Annotated in this window: 20 protein-coding genes and 1 tRNA gene; 11 read left to right on the top strand and 10 right to left on the bottom strand. The window is 55.4% G+C overall.

From position 1 onward, the window contains the following. Positions 1-159: 159 nt before the first annotated feature. Both HX812_RS22015 and HX812_RS22010 read left to right on the top strand, forming a co-directional pair. Positions 160-1,266, top strand: coding sequence for a YhcG family protein (locus tag HX812_RS22015; RefSeq protein WP_080642325.1), 1,107 nt, complete (start codon positions 160-162; stop codon positions 1,264-1,266). A gap of 12 nt (positions 1,267-1,278) precedes the next feature. Beyond that, a complete protein-coding gene (locus HX812_RS22010; protein ID WP_038842036.1) occupies positions 1,279-1,698 on the top strand; it encodes a hypothetical protein in 420 nt (139 codons plus the stop codon). Between the two features lie 44 nt (positions 1,699-1,742). Here HX812_RS22010 and gabP read toward each other — a convergent pair whose 3' ends face one another. Further along, positions 1,743-3,134: a GABA permease gene (gabP, locus tag HX812_RS22005; RefSeq protein ID WP_038842041.1), complete on the bottom strand. Its 1,392-nt coding sequence runs from the start codon at positions 3,132-3,134 to the stop codon at positions 1,743-1,745. Positions 3,135-3,688: 554 nt separating this feature from the next. Between gabP and HX812_RS22000 the strand changes: the two genes are divergently transcribed. From HX812_RS22000 to HX812_RS21980, 5 genes are all read left to right on the top strand, one after another. Further along, positions 3,689-4,462 carry an ABC transporter ATP-binding protein gene (locus HX812_RS22000; protein ID WP_016979105.1) on the top strand — a complete coding sequence of 258 codons (774 nt, stop codon included), beginning with the start codon at positions 3,689-3,691 and terminating at the stop codon, positions 4,460-4,462. Positions 4,463-4,475: 13 nt separating this feature from the next. Further along, entirely contained in the window at positions 4,476-5,228 is a 753-nt protein-coding gene (locus HX812_RS21995) for an ABC transporter substrate-binding protein (RefSeq protein WP_016979104.1), read from the top strand. A gap of 74 nt (positions 5,229-5,302) precedes the next feature. After that, complete coding sequence (locus HX812_RS21990; RefSeq protein ID WP_016979103.1) at positions 5,303-5,998, top strand: ABC transporter permease; 696 nt, start codon at positions 5,303-5,305, stop codon at positions 5,996-5,998. Between the two features lie 38 nt (positions 5,999-6,036). Next, on the top strand, positions 6,037-6,726 hold the full coding sequence (locus HX812_RS21985; RefSeq protein WP_038842240.1) for an ABC transporter permease: 690 nt from the start codon (positions 6,037-6,039) through the stop codon (positions 6,724-6,726). Then, complete coding sequence (locus HX812_RS21980; protein WP_038842044.1) at positions 6,707-7,894, top strand: methyltransferase; 1,188 nt, start codon at positions 6,707-6,709, stop codon at positions 7,892-7,894. The genes HX812_RS21985 and HX812_RS21980 overlap by 20 nt, the downstream gene beginning before the upstream one ends. Before the next feature lie 241 nt (positions 7,895-8,135). Here HX812_RS21980 and bcsQ (HX812_RS21975) read toward each other — a convergent pair whose 3' ends face one another. Together bcsQ (HX812_RS21975) and bcsQ (HX812_RS21970) are read right to left on the bottom strand one after the other, a co-directional pair. After that, entirely contained in the window at positions 8,136-9,047 is a 912-nt protein-coding gene (gene bcsQ, locus HX812_RS21975) for a cellulose biosynthesis protein BcsQ (protein ID WP_038842046.1), read from the bottom strand. Positions 9,048-9,257: 210 nt separating this feature from the next. Continuing rightward, positions 9,258-10,208, bottom strand: a complete 951-nt coding sequence (bcsQ, locus tag HX812_RS21970) for a cellulose biosynthesis protein BcsQ (protein WP_235165383.1) — start codon at positions 10,206-10,208, stop codon at positions 9,258-9,260. 346 nt (positions 10,209-10,554) lie between these two features. Here bcsQ (HX812_RS21970) and HX812_RS21965 point away from each other — a divergent pair, with 346 nt between their 5' ends. From HX812_RS21965 to HX812_RS21955, 3 genes are all read left to right on the top strand, one after another. Further along, positions 10,555-10,788: a DUF2790 domain-containing protein gene (locus HX812_RS21965; RefSeq protein ID WP_038842052.1), complete on the top strand. Its 234-nt coding sequence runs from the start codon at positions 10,555-10,557 to the stop codon at positions 10,786-10,788. A 123-nt stretch (positions 10,789-10,911) separates the two neighbouring features. Further along, positions 10,912-10,987: transfer RNA gene (locus HX812_RS21960), tRNA-Thr, on the top strand. A 340-nt stretch (positions 10,988-11,327) separates the two neighbouring features. Continuing rightward, entirely contained in the window at positions 11,328-11,621 is a 294-nt protein-coding gene (locus tag HX812_RS21955; RefSeq protein ID WP_152514677.1) for a hypothetical protein, read from the top strand. Positions 11,622-11,751: 130 nt separating this feature from the next. On the opposite strand, the gene HX812_RS21950 is transcribed toward HX812_RS21955, so the two are convergent. From HX812_RS21950 to HX812_RS21925, 6 genes are all read right to left on the bottom strand, one after another. Then, positions 11,752-11,952 carry a hypothetical protein gene (locus HX812_RS21950; protein ID WP_038842055.1) on the bottom strand — a complete coding sequence of 67 codons (201 nt, stop codon included), beginning with the start codon at positions 11,950-11,952 and terminating at the stop codon, positions 11,752-11,754. Between the two features lie 653 nt (positions 11,953-12,605). Continuing rightward, the gene (locus tag HX812_RS21945; RefSeq protein WP_038842058.1) at positions 12,606-13,037 is read right to left on the bottom strand and encodes a protein-export chaperone SecB; all 432 of its coding nucleotides are present in this window, start codon (positions 13,035-13,037) and stop codon (positions 12,606-12,608) included. A gap of 16 nt (positions 13,038-13,053) precedes the next feature. Continuing rightward, positions 13,054-13,431: a hypothetical protein gene (locus HX812_RS21940; RefSeq protein ID WP_152514678.1), complete on the bottom strand. Its 378-nt coding sequence runs from the start codon at positions 13,429-13,431 to the stop codon at positions 13,054-13,056. Between the two features lie 12 nt (positions 13,432-13,443). Continuing rightward, on the bottom strand, positions 13,444-14,064 hold the full coding sequence (locus HX812_RS21935) for a hypothetical protein (protein ID WP_050572361.1): 621 nt from the start codon (positions 14,062-14,064) through the stop codon (positions 13,444-13,446). Between the two features lie 1,026 nt (positions 14,065-15,090). Further along, positions 15,091-15,315, bottom strand: coding sequence for a hypothetical protein (locus HX812_RS21930; protein ID WP_038842061.1), 225 nt, complete (start codon positions 15,313-15,315; stop codon positions 15,091-15,093). Between the two features lie 705 nt (positions 15,316-16,020). Next, positions 16,021-16,248: a hypothetical protein gene (locus HX812_RS21925; RefSeq protein ID WP_038842064.1), complete on the bottom strand. Its 228-nt coding sequence runs from the start codon at positions 16,246-16,248 to the stop codon at positions 16,021-16,023. 338 nt (positions 16,249-16,586) lie between these two features. On the opposite strand from HX812_RS21925, the gene HX812_RS21920 reads away from it, so the two are divergent. Then, the gene (locus HX812_RS21920; protein ID WP_038842066.1) at positions 16,587-17,588 is read left to right on the top strand and encodes a DUF5677 domain-containing protein; all 1,002 of its coding nucleotides are present in this window, start codon (positions 16,587-16,589) and stop codon (positions 17,586-17,588) included. 113 nt (positions 17,589-17,701) lie between these two features. On the opposite strand, the gene HX812_RS21915 is transcribed toward HX812_RS21920, so the two are convergent. Continuing rightward, positions 17,702-18,409, bottom strand: a complete 708-nt coding sequence (locus HX812_RS21915; protein ID WP_038842069.1) for a hypothetical protein — start codon at positions 18,407-18,409, stop codon at positions 17,702-17,704. Positions 18,410-18,586: the final 177 nt, after the last annotated feature.

Here is an 18,586-nt window from a genome sequence, read left to right as displayed (position 1 = left end):
CTTTTTCAGAGTTTCCCTAATACGCCAGGCTCGCGTTTAGAGAACTCTATTTCCTAGACCAAAGCTCCGCATTTCCTACGCGGCAAGACCTTCCAGGCAAAATGTCCCCGGCTGAATTAACTGAGATTCTTATACGCCCAACCGCTTGCGAAGAACCTCATGAACTCAGCCCCGGCGCCTACAACTGGCAATCCGCAAATAGCCCTTTTACTCACCCATCTGGCAGAAATCATACAGGCGGCGCGGCAACAGACATTACGTAGCATAGACACCCTTCACGTTCTAACCTGTTGGCAAATCGGTCGCCACATCGTCGAATTCGAGCAACAGGGAAGCGCTCGTGCCACCTACGGCAAAAAGCTATTGCCAACCCTGGCCAAGGAGCTAACACACCTCTATGGAAAAGGTTTCGACACCACCAACCTGCGGCATATGCGAGGTTTTTTCCTAGCTTTTCCAAAATACGACGCAGTGCGTCGCGAATTAAGCTGGACCCACTACCGCACTCTCTTGCGCGTGGACGATTCGAACGCTCGCCAGTGGTACATGAACGAATCTGCCACCCAAAACTGGACCACCCGCGCCCTGGAGCGTCAAATCGGTACGCTTTACTATGAACGTTTGCTTGCCAGCCAAGATCGTGTTGCAGTCAAAAAGGAGGCTGACGAAAAACTCAATGGCATGAAACAAACGCCACGGGAGTTCGTACGAGACCCAGTACTTTTGGAGTTTCTTGGGCTTCCCTACGCAGGCGCTTTTCTGGAAAGCGATATCGAACACGCCCTGATTAAACAACTGCAACATTTTTTGCTCGAGCTTGGCAAAGGATTCGCTTTTGTAGCCCGACAACAAAGAATCAGCACCCAGAGCAAGGATTACTACCTCGACCTTGTGTTCTACAACTACCTGCTGAAGTGCTTCGTGATTTTTGACATCAAACGGGGAGAGCTGACCCACCAAGATATCGGTCAGATGGACATGTACGTGCGCATGTATAACGATTTGAAATGTGGTCCGGAGGATGGCCCTACGGTAGGTATCATTTTATGCTCGCAAAAGGATGCCTCGGTAGTGCGCTATTCGGTACTCGAAGGCAATGAGCAACTTTTTGCCAGCAAGTACAAACTTGTGTTGCCCAGCGAAGAAGAGCTACGTGCCGAGTTGGAGTTGCTCACTGAACGGACGTATAAAAGCGACTCGCCACAGAACCCCTTGGGATTTCCCCCAACCTGCGCTTCAATACCCCACCCAGACCCAAAACCCTAGGACGCTGAGCCCATGGCCTCGCCAAACAAGCAGCAAAAACGTGCCCACCGGGCCAAGGCCAAGGCCAAGGCCAAGCAGAACCGTACCCAGCGCGCCGTCGCGACCAAACCGGATGCGTTTGCCGGCGATGACAGCCGCATTGACCTTGAGTCAGTGGACCTGACCGAGCTGTTCGTGGAGATGCGCACCGCTGGCGAAACCAGCCAGCAGGCCCTGTGCGCGGTGTTCCTGGCCCACCCGTTGCTGGCACTGGTGCTGGAGCAGGAAGGCGAAGAGGAAGCCACCGACTTTATCCTGGCGGCGCTGATCGAATATCGACAGTGGGTTACGGATACCGATGATGAAGCCGCGGCACTGGCGTGGATCGAGTCGCCGCAATTCCAGGCGGATTACGTAGCGGCCTCACAAGCACTGGCAAGTTCAGCCGACTGATCCCAAAAACACAAGGGAGCCAGATGGCTCCCTTGCTTATTGCTTCAACTCAGTACTGCAGCACCCACTCTCTGCGCCTTGCGCCGGCTCGCCACAATCAGCCCCGCCGCCACTACCAGCAAGCTCAACACGCCGGTCGCAATGATCTCGACCCGGTGCGCTTCCTGGAACAGCATGATGGTCAGCGTGCCCACGATGAACACCATCACTGCGTAGGTCAGGCCTGGGAACAGCCACATTTTGAAGACAATCTTCTCGCCCGCTGCCGTGCGCTTCTGGCGCATGCGCAGTTGCGACACCGCGATCACCAAGTACACCAGCAACGCAATGGCGCCGGAACTGGCCAGCAGGAACTCGAACACTGCCGCAGGGGCCACGTAGTTGGCAAATACCGCCAGGAACGCCGCGCCAGTCGACAGCAACACCGCCCAGTAAGGCGTGCCGCTCTTGTTGGTGCGCTTGGCCACCGCCGGCGCATCACCGCGACGACCCAGGGAGAACAGCATGCGCGAAGCGGTGTACAGCGCCGAGTTCAAGCAGCTGGTCACCGCAACCAGTACCACCAGGTCGACGATCAGCTTGGCATTCGGGATGCCCATGCGCTCCAGCACGGTCTGGTAGGAACCTACGGCCGCCAGGGTCGGATCGTTCCACGGCACCAGGGACACCACGATGAAGATCGACAACAGGTAGAACAAACCAATGCGCCAGATCACCGAGTTGGTGGCCTTGGTGATCTGCTGGCCTGGGTTCTTCGATTCAGCTGCCGCGATAGTGACAATCTCGGTGCCCATGAAGGAGAACATGGTGGTCAGGATCGCCGCCAACACGGCGCCCATGCCGTTGGGCATGAAGCCTTGGGTGTCGAACAGGTGCGAAACGCCGCTGACCTGGCTGGTCGGCAGGAAGCCGAAGATCGCGGCCAGGCCGAGGATCACGAAGCCGACGATGGCCACAACCTTGATCAACGCAAACCAGAACTCGAACTCGCCGTAGTTCTTCACGCTGAACAGGTTGGTCGCGGTCAACAGCAAAGTGATAATCAGCGTAAAGGCCCAAATGGCCACGTCCGGGAACCAGGCATGCAGAATGGTCGCGGCCGCGTTGGCTTCCAATGGAATCACCAATACCCAGAACCACCAGTACAACCAGCCGATGGTGAAACCGGCCCAATGGCCGATCGCCCGGTCGGCGTAGGTGGAGAACGAACCGGTGTCCGGCGACGCCACGGCCATTTCGGCCAACATGCGCATCACCAATACCACCAGCGTGCCCGCCGCGGCATAGGCCAGCAGTACGGCCGGGCCGGCAGCAGCAATCGCGTGGCCGGAGCCGACAAACAAACCGGCACCAATGACGCCGGCAATCGACAGCATGGTGACGTGACGCGGTTTGAGCCCCTGTTCGAGGTCATTGGAGCTTTGCGTACTACTCATTGACACACCTTTACGAGGAATTGCGAAAACGGTCCGCCCGGCCCGGAATCTTTCTCGTGAAAAGAAACCAACAGGGCGTTCTTTATTTTTTACGCAAGATTTGCGCCAAAATGTTACAGAGCCGCGATTGACGCGGGCTGTAGGACGTTTCAACACGACTCGCAAGTCATTGAGAACAATGGCATTCCGCTATAGCGTTACCGTGCGACTCACATTCAGGACGAATAAACGCACCATAAACACACACAAAAAGTACGTGACGCCCTACAAAAGGGCTGATATGCACCGTTTGCCCGGTTAACCCTTCCAACACCCGGCCAAAGCTGGCACCATCGCGCCCTTTTTTACGCGAAGCCTGCGGTTTTTCGGGTTCAAACGGATGTTCGGTTGTTGATGGCGCGACACGCTGCTGTGCCGATGCGACACCCTGCCGCACACCACCTGTTTACCGCCGGCCATGCTGTTGGCTGCCATCAAGACGCTATGCTAGCTTGGCGCCTCGCCAGGAAGGCGGCCCAACAGCAGGATCGCAACGAACACAATGAGGACCCCACATGGCCGAGGCCACGCCCGCGCTTGAAATCCGCAACTTGCATAAACGCTATGGTGAGCTGGAGGTACTTAAAGGTATCTCGCTGACCGCTCGCGACGGCGATGTGATCTCGATCCTGGGTTCCTCCGGTTCCGGCAAGTCCACCTTCCTTCGCTGCATCAACCTGCTGGAAAACCCGCACCAGGGCCAGATCCTGGTGGCTGGCGAAGAACTGAAGCTCAAGGCCGCGAAAAACGGCGAGCTGATGGCCGCCGACGGTAAGCAGATCAACCGCCTGCGTAGCGAAATCGGTTTTGTGTTTCAAAACTTTAACCTGTGGCCGCACATGAGCATCCTCGACAACATCATCGAGGCCCCTCGTCGCGTGCTTGGCCAAAGCAAAGCCGAGGCCATCGAAACGGCCGAAGCCCTGCTGGCCAAGGTCGGCATTGCTGACAAACGCCACGCTTACCCCGCGCAATTGTCCGGCGGCCAGCAACAACGGGCGGCCATCGCGCGCACGCTGGCGATGCAGCCTAAAGTGATCCTGTTCGATGAGCCCACTTCGGCGCTTGACCCGGAAATGGTTCAGGAAGTACTTAATGTGATCCGCGCGCTGGCCGAAGAAGGCCGCACCATGCTGCTGGTCACCCATGAAATGGGCTTCGCCCGCCAGGTGTCCAGTGAGGTGGTGTTCCTGCACCAGGGCCTGGTCGAAGAGCAAGGATCGCCACAGCAGGTGTTTGAAAACCCGCTTTCGGCGCGCTGCAAACAATTCATGTCCAGCAACCGCTAACGGAGCAACATGCATGCAGAACTATAAAAAATTCCTTCTGGCCGCGGCCGTCTCGATGGCGTTCAGCGCCACGGCCATGGCAGAAACCTTGAAAATGGGGATCGAAGCGGCCTACCCGCCGTTCAACAATAAAGACGCCAGCGGCAATGTCGTCGGCTTCGACAAAGACATCGGCGACGCCCTGTGCGCCAAGATGAAAGTCGAGAAGTGCGAAGTGTATGTGTCCGACTGGGACGGCATCATCCCGGCCCTGAACGCCAAGAAGTTCGACTTCCTGGTGTCCTCGCTGTCGATCACCGACGAGCGCAAGCAAGCCGTCGACTTCACCGACCCGTACTACTCCAACAAGCTGCAGTTCATCGCGCCTAAAGCCACTGCGGACTTCAAGACCGACGCGACTTACCTGAAGGGCAAGACCATCGGCGCCCAACGCGCGACGCTGGCCGGCACCTACCTGGAAGACAAGCTGCCGGACACCACCGCCAAGCTGTACGACACCCAGGAAAACGCCTACCTCGACCTGACCTCCGGTCGCCTGGACGGCATCCTCGCCGATAAGTACGTGCAGTACGAATGGCTCAAGAGCAAAGACGGTTCAGCCTATGAATTCAAAGGCGATCCGGTTGTAGAAAGCGACAAGATCGGTATCGCCGTTCGCAAGGGCGACCCACTGCGCGAGCGCCTGAACAAAGCCCTGGCAGAGATCAAGGCAGACGGCACCTACAAGAAGATCAACGACAAGTACTTCCCTTTCAGCATCGAATGATCTGAACGGTATGCCCGGCGCGCTCACTTGAGCGCGTCGGCTTTTTGCAATGCCTGCCGCGATATGAAAACACCATGAATTTCGATCTCTACGGATTCGGCCCGGCGCTCGCCGCTGGCGCGCTGATGACCGTCAAACTGGCGCTCACGGCCCTGTGCCTGGGGCTGGTGCTCGGCCTTGCCGGGGCCTTGGCCAAGACCTCGCCGTACAAGCCGCTGCAATGGGTGGGCGGTGCGTATTCGACCATTGTTCGCGGCATTCCCGAACTGTTGTGGGTACTGCTGATTTATTTCGGCACGGTCAATCTGATGCGTGCCCTTGGCGAGTTCTTCGGTAATCCCGACCTTTCCCTCAGCGCCTTTGCCGCCGGGGTGATCGCCCTGGGCCTGTGCTTTGGCGCCTACGCGACGGAAGTGTTCCGGGGCGCGATTCTCGCGATTCCCAAGGGCCACCGCGAAGCCGGTGTGGCGCTGGGACTGTCGAAGTTCAGGATTTTCACCCGGTTGATCATGCCGCAGATGTGGCGCATCGCCCTGCCGGGCCTGGGCAATCTGTTCATGATCCTGATGAAGGACACCGCACTGGTATCGGTGATCGGCCTGGAAGAAATCATGCGCCATGCGCAGATCGGCGTGACCGTCACCAAGCAGCCATTCACCTTCTTCATGGTCGCCGCCTTCATGTACCTGGGCCTGACCGTGCTAGCCATGACCGGCATGCACTTCCTGGAAAAACGCGCCGCCCGCGGCTTTGCAAGGAGCACCCAATGAGCGGCGACTACAGCTGGCTGGCGCATTTTGACCTGGGCCTGAACTGGGCCGTGATCATCAAGTGGCTGCCAAGATTGGCCCAGGGCGCTACGCTCACACTGGAGCTGGTCGCCATTGCAGTGATCGCCGGCTTGCTGTTGGCGATCCCGCTGGGTATCGCTCGCTCCTCGCGCCGCTGGTACGTGAGCGCCCTGCCCTACGCCTACATTTTCTTCTTCCGTGGCACGCCCTTGCTGGTGCAGTTGTTCTTGGTCTACTACGGCCTGGCGCAGTTCGATGCGGTGCGCGAAAGCTTCATGTGGCCCTACCTGCGCGACCCGTTCTGGTGTGCCACCGCCACCATGACCCTGCACACGGCCGCCTACATCGCCGAGATCCTGCGCGGCGCGATCCAGGCCATCCCGCCCGGCGAGATTGAAGCGGCGCGGGCCCTGGGCATGTCCAAGCCGAAGACGCTGTTCTACATCATCCTGCCACGCGCCTCGCGCATCGGCCTGCCGGCCTACAGCAACGAAGTGATCCTGATGCTCAAGGCCAGTGCCCTGGCCAGTACCGTCACCCTGCTGGAGTTGACCGGCATGGCGCGGACCATCATCGCCCGTACCTATTTGCCGGTGGAGATCTTCTTCGCCGCCGGCCTGTTCTATTTGTTGATGGCTTACATCCTGGTACGAGCCTTCAAGCTGCTGGAACGCTGGCTGCGCGTCGATGCCTGCCAAGGACGCTGAGGCACGCTTCCAGGCACTGGATGCGTTCCTGATCGAGCACCAAGGGCTGTGGAAACCACGGCCCTTTACGCATCGCCAGCTCCCTTGGGAAACCGAGCATCCGGACCTCGCCCAGTGGCTGCGCCAGCGCTCGCTGGCCGATGCCGAGACCAGTCATAACCAACCCCATGACCTGCTGGCACCGGCACCTTTTCCACAACTCGCTGCGCAAGCTCGCCAGCTCAGCGCTGTGGATAAGTTACCGGCGCAACCCCTCGCACCCGCTCGCCATCGCCTGAACGTCGATGTTCCGGGCCGCAAGTGGGACCAGATCGAAGCCTTCGGCGCCGCACTGCAGTTCAAGCAAGTGCCCACGCACTGGCTGGACTGGTGCGCGGGCAAGGGCCATCTGGGGCGCCGCCTTTTACAAAACGGTCAAGCACTGACCTGCCTGGAGTACGACCCGGCGCTGATCGCGGCAGGCCAGGCCTTGAGTGACCATCACGGCCTGCCGGTCACCCATCGCCTGCAAGACGTAATGGCCGATGTGTCGATCAACCGCGAACACACGCCCGTCGCCTTGCATGCCTGTGGCGATCTGCATGTGCGCTTGCTGCAACTGGCCAGCACTGCTGGCTGCCAGCAGCTCGCGCTGGCACCCTGCTGCTTCAACCGCATCAACGCAGACGCCTACCAGCCACTGTCCAATGCAGGCCGCGCATCACGCCTGAAACTGTCGATTGATGACCTCGGCCTGCCGCTGAGCGAAACCGTCACCGCAGGCAAGCGTGTGCGCCTGCAACGGGACACATCCATGGCGCGACGCCTGGGCTTCGATCAACTGCAGCGCGAACTGCGTGGCGTCGACGAGTACCTGCCCACGCCATCCCTGCCCGCCAATTGGCTGGAAAAACCCTTTGCCGACTACTGCCGGGAGCTGGCGCACCTCAAAGGGTTATCCACAGCCGAACAGGATTGGACGGCGCTGGAAGCGTACGGCTGGCGCCGCTTGGCCGAGGTCCGAAACCTGGAATTGATGCGTGGCCTGTTTCGGCGCCCGCTGGAAGTGTGGCTGGTGCTGGATCGGGCCTTGTATCTCGAAGAAAACGGCTACAAGGTCCAGGTAGGCACCTTTTGCGAACCTGCACTGACGCCCCGCAACTTGATGGTGCTTGCCGAGCGCGATTAAGGGGCAGAAATGTCGCCGCGCAGCCTGTGGATAACTCTGTTGATGAATTCTTTACGGGGCCTGTAGCCATCAGCGCTACAGAACATAAACCGAGCTGGTCATTTTTTGTTCACAAAATAAAACGCACGCAAAACAGGCAGTTGCGGCGTGATGAGAACGGCTCCACAAAATGGCTTTTTCGTGACAGGGCCATCCAACCGATTGTGCATAAGCATCTGGCGTTAAGCGTATAAACCGCGCTTTAGGTGCGTTTTCCTGGGGCCTTCAGAAACTGGCAGAGGTCGTTGATATCGTCGCCTGCAAGACTCTTCGCCACGCTATCCAATGGGTCGACACCAAAGGCCAAGGCTTCATTGATCGCTACATCGCGGTGCACGTGCAGCGTTTCTTTGCCCAGCCGTTGCTTGAACGCCTCGACCATGTCCAGGCTGAAGGCATTCCTTTCATCCACTTGGTTGATCACCACCTGCACACTGGGCGGGCGCTCACCCTCCAAGTGCGGGGCAAGCAGAACATCCAGATGGTCGAGGGTGCCCAGGCACGCAGCATCGGCCTGCACAATGACCAGGACCACGTCGGCAACACTCAGCGCTTGATGAAAGTAAACGTTGTTACCGGAGGGGGTATCGATGATCACCGTATGCCGCGCGCTCAAGCCCAGGGACGCGAGGCGTTGAGCCAGCCAACGCGGCTCGTGCTTGAGCCAGCGCTCCAGGCTTTCCTGCTGCGGGATATCGATCTCGCCAAAGGTGATCACCTGGCAACCGGCAAAGCTGAGCTGTTGGAGTTGGCTCCATTGCCCATGCTCCAGACTGGTGCGCCCGATGCCCGGCAATGCCGAGCTGACCCCGAAGTGATGTTGCAAGGCGTTCTGCGGGTCCAGGTCCAGCGCTACGACGGACTCGCCCTGGCGCTGCAGACCACTGCTCAGGGCGGTGACCAGAGTGCTGCGGCCAACACCGCCATTGATCGACACCAGCGCTACCACTTTCGGGCTCAAGGCCAAGGCGGGCGCGGGCTGGGCGCTTTCGTTGGCGGCGCCATCGTCCCGGCTGGGAATGCTGCCGAAGAAATGCAAACGCGACGCCATGCCACGCTCATCCTGGCAGACATCCTTGCCGAGCAAGGCTAAAAGACCATCAGTAATGCCCATAACAAACCCCTCATCACGGCGAAGCTCAAAGACGTGAAAAGGTCAGCTGATACGACTGCTTACCGCAGGTCTTTTTGTGGTCGCCCTAGTGCAGGCAGTCTGCTTCAGGACAGCAAAAGTGTCATTATTTTGATGAGATAGTTGTACATTTTTTAGACAAACGGCAAATCGTCAATTTAATGGCCAGCAATGCTTTGACCCTAGACGCGCTTAATTGATTCGCCCAAGCAAGCTACGACAAAGCCTGCTCAGGTCCTGGCACGCGGCGCTGTTGGTCACCGGATCAAGCGGGTCGCGCCCGTAAGCCTGAGCCTCGATAAACGAGGGATCGCGCTGGATCGTTCCAAGCAGGGCATCCCCCAGGCGTAGCTTGAATACGTCGACCATGTCCTCACTGAACCGATGAGCAAGGTCAACCTGGTTGATCACGTAGAAACGATACGGTGACTGCGCGTGGGCAAGGTATGGGGCAAGCACACTGTCTACTTGAGCCAGGCTGCGAAATGACGCGACATCCGCTTGCACCACCACCAACACCACGTCGGCAACCGACATGGCCTGGCTCAGGTACACGCTATTGCCCGCCGGCACGTCGATGATCACCGTGTCCCGGCCACTCAATTTCATACCGCCCAGGCGTTTGGTCAGAAACTCCAGATCCTGGCCCAGCCAACGATTCAAGCTTTGCTGCTGCACAGGATCTGTTTCACCGAACGCCACCACGCGGCATCCGGCAAAACCACGAACCGGTAACGCTTCCCAGGTTTTGTTGAGCAGACTGGTCGCGCCGACACCCGCCATCGTCACACCGGGTGCCAGGTGATGGCGCAGGGCGTCTTGCGGGTCCAGGTCCAGCGCGAGCGCAGGATGGCCCTGTCGCTGCAAACCGCTGGCAAGTGCAGCCGTGAGCGTGGTGCGGCCAACCCCGCCCTTGGCGGAGACCACCACCACAACCCTGGGCGCCGAGGGGTCCGAATACACTTCGCCCAGCGGGCCTTCCATCAACTCAGGTGGATGAAGATGCTGGGTGGCGCCCTGATTCAACTGATCGAGCAAGCCTTGCAGACCAGGGGAAATCGGCTCATCAACCTGGTGTTGATCAACACGGAGAGTCCCAGTCAGTGCGTCGTATAGTTTGGAAATATCATCTGCGCGACTCACTGTCCTGCTCCCCCCTCTGAGTGTTTGAATAAATAAGGCGCGCATTGTGTGATATCACCTTGATAGTGTCAGTATTTTGATGATTTCAACTAACTTGTTTCAGATGAGCGGCTTGACGCCATTTATATGACTTATTATTTTCACTTTAAATATCAGTCATTTAGGATTATTTAGCGCAATTTCTGATCAACTTATCAAGAATTCAGCCAGATGCGTATTCCCCTGTAGCTACGCAAACGCCTCATACAAAACGAAACAAAACCCGAGTTTCGCGACACACCCCATATACCTCCCGAGCATTCAATAGGACCCACACCCACTGTTGATCTGCACCGAGGACGCAACCATGAACCCCAACAACTGGAACATCTTCATCGCCGCCAGCCTGCTTGCCTTCACCCTCAACGCCCACGCCGACACAAAGCCGAAGCCGGACATCCAACGCATCGTCGCCACCGTGCAGGACAACACCGCCTCCTGCGGCGTGGTCAATGCCCACATGACCTACCTGGACTCCCACGGCCAACAACGCGTACTGAACTACAGCAAATTCGCCGACAACTGCGCAGACGGAAGCTGACAGAAGAAGCCCCGCCACAGCCCTGAAACCGCGCCAGATGAAAAAACCTGCGGATTTGCAAAAATAGTCAGAATTCAGGGGTTTACAGAACCTCGCCAATCGCTATAATCGTCGCCCTAACACGCCGGTATAGCTCAGTTGGTAGAGCAACTGACTTGTAATCAGTAGGTCCCGGGTTCGACTCCTGGTGCCGGCACCATATAGAACAACGACTTAGGCTCACCTCACGGTGGGCCTTTTTCGTTTTTGACCTTTTCCAGTAGAAATTTTCCCCGTTCGTTCCCCGTTTGTTTAAAAGGCTGGTGATTCCCCCCTCGTCAGCCATCCAAGCAAAAAGCCATCTCAATCATCTATACCTCTTAAGATCACCACCCCGGATCAGGGTAGTGGGCATTCATGGTGGGGGAGACTGCAATGGCGTCACTTCAAGTTGGTTAGCGTGCTTTGCCTCATTCTGGGCGGGCGGCTTTCGTCGATGGCGATCAGCTAGTGTGGCTGCTACGCTCTGGGCTCTGAAATAAGTGCTTGGAGCTGCCTTTATGTCGACCGATATCTACACGCGTACTTTGGAAGATCGTTTTCCAGAGAGTTGCGCTGATCGTTGGTTGAGCTTGCTTGAGGCGATTCGAGGAGAGAAAAGTCCGACAGAGCGTGAAAGGCAGTTTCTGTTCGCCCACGGGTTTGTTTGTGCGTTAGAGAATGCCCGGCTGCTCGGCGTTGGGGACAAAGCCGACGCAGTCGAACTTTTGATTTGGGCTCGTCATCGAAGTCATCCATCACCATGGCCTTGGGCCGATATTGAAAAGTCGAAGGAATGGCCTCCCGCACAGTAGCAGATTGCTTTAACCCAGCCGGTTTTGTTTACTTTCGCTTACCCGGAATTCTGGGCCTGCACCTAGCCTCCCATTTCGGTATGGTAGGTGCCGGAAAAGCTAACGAGATCCCGGCAGTTCTCTTTCCCGCCTACAAGCGCATTTCCCTAATTACACACCGTGGCTCAGCTCCCCGCGAAAGGGCACGCCGGGCGTCCTTGGTGAGCTGGTCGAGCGCTTGCTCCTCGAATGCTGCCGCCATCGCGCTGGCCTTCCTGACGATCAGCAGCGCCAGCTCCGGCGGAAATACCACTTTGTCGGTGGGTAGATAATCACAGTCAATAACGGACACGACTCTATCCTCGGTGCGCGGTTGATGCTGGCGCCGGAATGAGGCATGGCCAGCAAATGACCTGCAGATGTTACCAGCGGAACGTGAGCAGCTACCTGGAATCAGGGGGCTGACCAAGCTGGCAGGCCGACCGGTTTCCGCTTGAGGGTGAGCGACTCGTTCACCAACTGCTCCGACCTGCTGTCAGGTCGCTGGAAGCCCCGGAAAATACTAGACGAGCATCTAGCGCCAGCACGCCACCTTTGATACTGGAAGTGGCGCATTGCTTGGGCTGCGGGCAACTTGACCGTGTTCTGTCGTCGGAAATCCGTCTAGGGCCTGTCTAGTATTAACTGGTGCGCGAAGGATTTATCTGGCGAGGCAACGTTTTCCGTTGGCACCTGACGTTTATCGAGCAGAACTGTAACAGCCACTGAGAGTCATTTTTAGTAAAGCTTCAGGGTCGACTCGCCCGGAACTCAGCATTTGCTTTTTGACTTAGGGGCAGTTAGCTCTGGAAGAGCTAATTTTGAAATGTTCGTGAGCGAAACCGTTCAGATAGATAGAGAAAGCTAAAGCCTGGAACAGCAATAAATAACTATCACGTTCAAGGTTCTGTCTAGCCGTTCTATGTCGAGCGCGGTTTGCAGAACTTGAAAGTGTTAGTTATAAGCTCATTCTTTGACTTCTTTCTTTGTAATTCGAAAGATAGGGACTTGAACTAGAGGGAATAATACGGGATCAACGCCAGCGCGGATGCTAAGCGAATATGCCTGCTCCCGAATATATGGTATTAAGAGTACCGGAGCATTATTTTCAGCAAAGTTGTTAATTTGCTCCATAGGAAAGTTGTCTTCGTCGACTTCAAAGTGCCCGGCGATTTTAATACGCATTTCAAACGGGCGATCTATTATCTCAGACTCAGGCTGTAGATTCATTTCAAGCCTGACGGATATGACCTTGTCTTCTGCGTCATAGTCGGATCGAGACACTGTCAGCGAAAAGTCTCTCGGGAAGCTTTTGCCATCGAAAGATTCTCGATCTAAAATCTTTATATAAAGCTCGTCTACGGTGATATTGGAAAGCTGTATAGCGTGCCGATCCATGGACATTCCTTAGTGCTCAAGCAGCTTGGCAGAGCATGCCAATACCCGTCGCCCCAACTACGCCTAAATAGGCGGAGTTGGCTGCAACGTTCGTATGAGCTGTCATATCCTGCGAAGATGATCCGGTATTGAAGCATAGGGTGGATTTACGTTCAAATGACGCTGTGAAGCTTTTTAGGCTAGTGTCAGGTGATTCGAACACAAAGCTAATTTCGTGGTGGTGGGCACTATCGATTCCACTGCAAGCCGATACAAAAGCCGCAATTTCTCCCTTCGAATGCTGTAAACCAATAGCGAACATTTCTTTCGCAGGCATAGCTTCAAACTTTGCAAAGGTTTTATCCAAGGCATCGCTGAATTTTTTCGATTTCGATAAGCCAAGTACACTTTTCATAACATTACTCACTTATTTAGTGATATTCATAATGCTGATAACATCAGTATCGCGAATCGCAAAACAACTATGGTTTCCCAGATAAGGAATAAGAGGATCTCCAAATGATGGGCAACCTTGCGACTTGAAAATCACTTTGAACCTCGTCTTAAGGTTCTGTTCAAGGTCAAGGATGAACGCTTCGATGAAGCCATTAATCTCCTCCTGACACTTATTTAAATTTACACCTGCCCAGTCTTCATCATTGTTCTCAAAGCCTAGCTTTTCTGCCAATTTTCGCCTTAGCAGCGACCACAGCCTGAATGTCATCTGAGGATCATCAAGGGGAAGCACCTCGTCCTCCTCTACGGTAATCCCTACTTCTACTATAGCTAGGGATTTGTCTTTGTCTCTTGCATAGAGACCACCTTTTTCCACTTTCGTTGCCCAAGACCTCGCAAGACGTCGAGCCAGATCCATACATTCGTCAGTTTCAACGACTGCGGTCCAAAAGTAGGCGCCTACCCCGATGCGGCCCGGCTTAGCTACAAATCCAAGTTCGTGGATCATCTCCGCACGGGAAAAACTGGTGCCATGGGTGCCCCAGACCTTGAATTTCCCAGCTTCCGGATCGATTTCTAACGCTGCTGCCATTGCCACTCCTTGGTCACAGCCTAACAGTCAAACCGACAGACTTTCGAAAAAAAAACTGAATGTGTCGATAGAAAAAATGTTGAAAAAAGCGAAAAAAAGCCGCCCGAGGCAGCTGATGGCGTAAGACTATCACGACCAACCAACCGATCTCAATGAGCGTCAATTAAGAGCTACGAAGCCTGATCATGACGGAAATTTGACGTTATTACAGCGCCGCTATTCTCAATAGCTAACCTGATGAACCTATTAAGTTTATTTGGAGAGGTCCGAGACGGGTTCCAATTGGGGCGATGCGCTTGAAGAAAAAATATTGTTAGCGGCTACCTAATTTATTGAATTTTTAACACAAGGGCGCCGTACAGGGAGCGAATTCTCGCCCTTCACAGAAGCCTTTGCACCATAAAATCATGTGTAAGCGATCTCGGGAGGGGCTAGCGATTACGTGCCATTTTTTTTGAGCTTCGCATGCACTGCTCGAGGACGCCTGGTCTACTTAAGCTGTTGAATCCTGATGATTAGTAATCATCTTTTTTCGCTCAACTAAAATCGCTGGAGGCATGATTTACTAATTAATGCGCTTGTTCGGCTGGCCTTGCATCTTGCTACACAATCCTTTTTCTCCTGATGGGGCGCCCCGCAGAATGTTTAGCTTGACCGCCACGTTCGATTTTTTGACAAGGCGGGTGGTGAGAGGGCTGCGGGAAGATCAGCAAAGCGCCGCCGCGCTTGGCTCGACAGCGCTCCAACCGCTGATGGCGCCGGAGAAATCCGTCAAGACCTGTCAAGAATTTGGTCAAGGCTCTGTCAAGGATGGTCTAGGATTTGAGGGAGGTATTTCCATCTCTGGACTTCTGATGTGGCTCTCGGAACCGCCCGCAGCGGGACACACCCCTAATTCTGGACGTGGTGACTATCTGCCCTGCTACGCCGATCGGTCAGAGCCCTTGATTGCTATGGCTCGCAGGCTGGGTCAGATCGCGTTCCGCGGCGCGATCCGTCCAGAACTGTCCAGAATTATTTGCCTCCTCACGATTGGCCCAGACTGCCCGCGACGGCCAACTCAGCAATGCCCTGGCGAATGAACACCAGGTTCTCGTCGAGCGTTTCCAGTGCGCCGCGCACGTTGTTGGCAATGTCTGCCGATCCGCGCTGTTCGACCCAGTTGGAAAGCTCCTCCACCGCGGCGCCCAGGGCGAGCTGGTTTTGGTTGAGGCGGTCGAACAGGCTGGCAATCAGTTTGGTTTCCGTCATGGTGGCTCTCCGTGTTTCGGGAGAGCGTAGCACCGGCGCCGCGAATGCCCGGAATCACCTTTACGTGGTTTGCGTCTGCCGGCGGCAAAGTGCCCTGGTGATGTGATACGGGATTTCCCCGCATCTAATGCGTGAGCCCCGCCCGCATTGGTCGCTGCGCGTTCTCAGGCGGCCACGCTCGCCGAATCCGTCTCATGCCTGTCTCACATTCGCCAGCGATTCAGTAGAGGTCGGGTAAAAGTAGGTGGGCCGAAAGCGCCGTATCCGTCTGGGGTCTGTCAGGGGTATCAGCGGCCACGATGCGCTTGTTTGACGGGCTGGCCACGGGATAAGCCTCAGACGCCCACCAGGCGTGGTTTTGGTCTGATGCCTGTCTCGCATTCCGTCAAAGTGTGGTCAAAGTAATAGTCGGCGCCAGCGTGTTGGGATCTACACGGTGAGTTGAATTCAACGCACAATGCTGGCGCGGATCGTGCGCGCCGGCCAGTCGACCCCGCACCGTGGGTTTGGTCTGGGTCTGGCCAGGTTGCCAGTGGAAACCACTGCCAAACCCTGGAAACCACAGTGGAAACCAGCGCCTGAAAAGCACAACTTTTGTTACCAGCCGGAAGGCCCTAACTCCTTTTGGCGCTGTGCTGACTTAGAGGCGTAGCGTGGGATTCGAACTCTGATCCCATGCTGCTAATGCGTGCAAAACTCGCTCGCTTAAGCGTACACGGTCAATTTCATGCCAGTTGCGACTACCTGGTACTCAGTCTCAGATAGCTGATTTACCGCCCCGCCTCCTTGAATTTGAAAACGCTTCAATCCAGGCATATGCCTAACCTCACCGCTAAGTAACCGTTCTGTGATCACGTCTTGAAAGACTTGAATGTGGTAATCCAAGTTGTCCGGACCTACCGCAACGATCTGTCCCGCGTACTGTTCAGCCATTTGAAATCTCCTTTGGTTTGAACAGCAACAATAGTCGCTGTTTGTCCATGCTGCCGGGAGAGACAGCAGTGACCATTGGAAACAGTGTAGATAGCCGGCTCATGTTGGCGGCCCTGGTTCGCGCGTAGGTGGTTGCGAACCTCAGTGCGAACCTGCTGCCAGTACGCACCCGAATGCGTACCAACCGTGCGAACGGAGCTGCGTACTTACTGTGTGTTCATGCTGCGGCAAGTTGTTGTCGCTAGGGTATGGGGCGGTGTTAACAGCGATTAAAAAGTGGGACCATCCGCTCAAGATATCGAAGGCGGCCAACCCATTCATTAAAGAGCTGAAGGCACATGACGCTAAAGAAATCATCCGCTGACGCAGACACCGTTCTCCAACGCGAAGCGGAAAATCTCAAACAGAGATTGGAGGGGCGGCTCGAGGAGACGCTATCCGGAGACCATTCAGATTTCTCCGGTTTCCGTGAAAGACTTTCCATGACCTGGGGAAAACCGCTAGGCAGACTTAGAAGTCTCACGTTGATGTGCCAAGAAATTCTGTCTGAGCTGATAGAGGAGCAACGTAACGGACAGTTGCCATCCGACGTAAAATTTAATGTGTTGACTCGTTTATTTTCGCGTTCTGTTCAGCTATCCGGAGAAATCCATAACTCTCTTTCTGGCGGATACTCAGAAGGCGGGTTCAGCCGCTGGCGGGCTATGCATGAGACATGCGTAGTGCTCTCTCTGTTGGGTAATGCAGATAACTCGCTGTCAGAGCGTTTTAAAGATTTCCAGTCAGTTCTAGGTTTACGAGCTGCTGAGTTTTTTAATGCACACAGCAAGGTTACTGGTGAGCCGCCGATCTCAGCCGAGGTAATGACGGAGCTTCAGGAGGCATTTGATCGCGCAATTCAGAAACATGGCTCCGATTTTGACCGTGAAAACGGATGGGCAAAAGTCCTTCTTCCTGACACCAAAAAAATCACTTTCTCCATATTGGAGGAGCTTTCGGGGTATCAGTCTCTCAGGCCGCAATACAAGCTTGCGAGCCAATACGTTCACACGGGTGCGGATAGCCTGGATAACAAAATGGGGCTGTATCTCAGCCGGAAAAACATACTTCTTACTGGTCCGTCTAATGAGGGGCTGGCACAACCCCTAATGTTCTGCGGGCTCAGTTTGGTTGGATCTCTTTCTGTTATCGCTAATGAATACCCTCAGAGTCAACGCGATCTATTTCAAGCAACAGCTTGGAAATGGCTGGAAAGCCTGCACAGGGAGACGCTGGAGGCATTAGAGGATTTGGCTGCAACGGGACCAGCCGCCCAGAACGGAGAACCCGAAGGCGATTAAACGCGCCTCAGTTCATGGCTAATTGATACCTTCCAAACCGTGGATACCGGAGTGGATACCGCCCGACCTGGTCAGCGCCTGCAACTCAGTAAAGGCTAACCCTCTGCTTCGTTTTATGCTCGATCTAGATCGGCATTTAGCTGCGCCCAGATGTCATGTAGCTCATCCTCGTATGTCTCGCCGAAGGCTACGCGCGCCGACACGAGGACCGCGATAGCATCAAGTCCCTCTTGTAGTTCAACGATCGGGATCAGAATTTCTTCTGGAATGTGTTTGACCTGTATGCGTGCGCCGTCCTTCGATTTTTTTGATGAGGAACTGTATCTGGACCAGGTCTCCGTTATCTCCACTTGCCCCATACTCTCTATCAAGCTGCCTAGCTCCGCTGGAGGCGGTGGGACGTTAAGCGCGGCGCCAAATTCTAGGAGGTGTCCATGGAGCTTTTTGAGGTCATGGCTTTTGCGCAAAGCATCTTTCAGATCGTCGCTTGGTTGCTCCTTAGATCGTCCTAAGTCGTTGCGAAGATCGGAAATATTGGTCAGCCATGACAGCAAGCTTTTCAACAATAATTCGATGGCGTGTCTCTGGAGGTAAAAGGCGGGCAACCCTACCTCATCCAGCGTCTCTGTCGCTCGTCCCTGTTCGATCAGTAGAGATGCTGAATGTAAGTAGGCTTGAAAGTAATTCGGGTGACGCCAAAAGCCACCAATCCGAGCCACGCCCGCTTCAAGATCACTCTTCCTTTGTTCAAGACTCTTACCCCCAATCATTACTTTTTGGGTGTCAAGGTTGGCGTGAAAAGGCTCATCAAATTTCGCCATGTCCAGCTCTCCTATTGGCTGATTGCCGCCGCTTACACATCCAGTGGTGCTGTTAACAATAGTCAAGGTTGACCGGCACCGGACGGCTCCCTGATGGAGATCCCTTTGATTGATGTAGCAACGCGAGTGGGTTACTTGTGGTGGTTACGGACTGGTCTGGTCCACGCCGGCGACTTG

This window comes from Pseudomonas sp. IPO3749 (assembly GCF_013386605.1).
Lineage (GTDB): Bacteria > Pseudomonadota > Gammaproteobacteria > Pseudomonadales > Pseudomonadaceae > Aquipseudomonas > Aquipseudomonas azotoformans_A.
The sequence above is the reverse complement of the archived record's forward strand: the minus strand, read 5'-3'. Positions and strand labels throughout refer to the sequence as shown.

Bases quoted from the DNA above. Each gene is read 5' to 3' on its own strand.
- HX812_RS21965 (WP_038842052.1), top strand. From the start codon at position 10,555: ATGAACCCCAACAACTGGAACATCTTCATCGCCGCCAGCCTGCTTGCC.
- HX812_RS21935 (WP_050572361.1), bottom strand. From the start codon at position 14,064: ATGGCAGCAGCGTTAGAAATCGATCCGGAAGCTGGGAAATTCAAGGTC.
- HX812_RS21915 (WP_038842069.1), bottom strand. From the start codon at position 18,409: ATGGCGAAATTTGATGAGCCTTTTCACGCCAACCTTGACACCCAAAAA.
- HX812_RS21995 (WP_016979104.1), top strand. From the start codon at position 4,476: ATGCAGAACTATAAAAAATTCCTTCTGGCCGCGGCCGTCTCGATGGCG.
- HX812_RS22015 (WP_080642325.1), top strand. From the start codon at position 160: ATGAACTCAGCCCCGGCGCCTACAACTGGCAATCCGCAAATAGCCCTT.
- HX812_RS21945 (WP_038842058.1), bottom strand. From the start codon at position 13,037: ATGGATCGGCACGCTATACAGCTTTCCAATATCACCGTAGACGAGCTT.
- HX812_RS21925 (WP_038842064.1), bottom strand. From the start codon at position 16,248: ATGGCTGAACAGTACGCGGGACAGATCGTTGCGGTAGGTCCGGACAAC.
- HX812_RS21930 (WP_038842061.1), bottom strand. From the start codon at position 15,315: ATGACGGAAACCAAACTGATTGCCAGCCTGTTCGACCGCCTCAACCAA.
- HX812_RS21955 (WP_152514677.1), top strand. From the start codon at position 11,328: ATGTCGACCGATATCTACACGCGTACTTTGGAAGATCGTTTTCCAGAG.
- HX812_RS21920 (WP_038842066.1), top strand. From the start codon at position 16,587: ATGACGCTAAAGAAATCATCCGCTGACGCAGACACCGTTCTCCAACGC.
- HX812_RS21990 (WP_016979103.1), top strand. From the start codon at position 5,303: ATGAATTTCGATCTCTACGGATTCGGCCCGGCGCTCGCCGCTGGCGCG.
- HX812_RS22000 (WP_016979105.1), top strand. From the start codon at position 3,689: ATGGCCGAGGCCACGCCCGCGCTTGAAATCCGCAACTTGCATAAACGC.
- HX812_RS21940 (WP_152514678.1), bottom strand. From the start codon at position 13,431: ATGAAAAGTGTACTTGGCTTATCGAAATCGAAAAAATTCAGCGATGCC.
- gabP (WP_038842041.1), bottom strand. From the start codon at position 3,134: ATGAGTAGTACGCAAAGCTCCAATGACCTCGAACAGGGGCTCAAACCG.
- HX812_RS21980 (WP_038842044.1), top strand. From the start codon at position 6,707: ATGCCTGCCAAGGACGCTGAGGCACGCTTCCAGGCACTGGATGCGTTC.
- HX812_RS22010 (WP_038842036.1), top strand. From the start codon at position 1,279: ATGGCCTCGCCAAACAAGCAGCAAAAACGTGCCCACCGGGCCAAGGCC.
- bcsQ (WP_038842046.1), bottom strand. From the start codon at position 9,047: ATGGGCATTACTGATGGTCTTTTAGCCTTGCTCGGCAAGGATGTCTGC.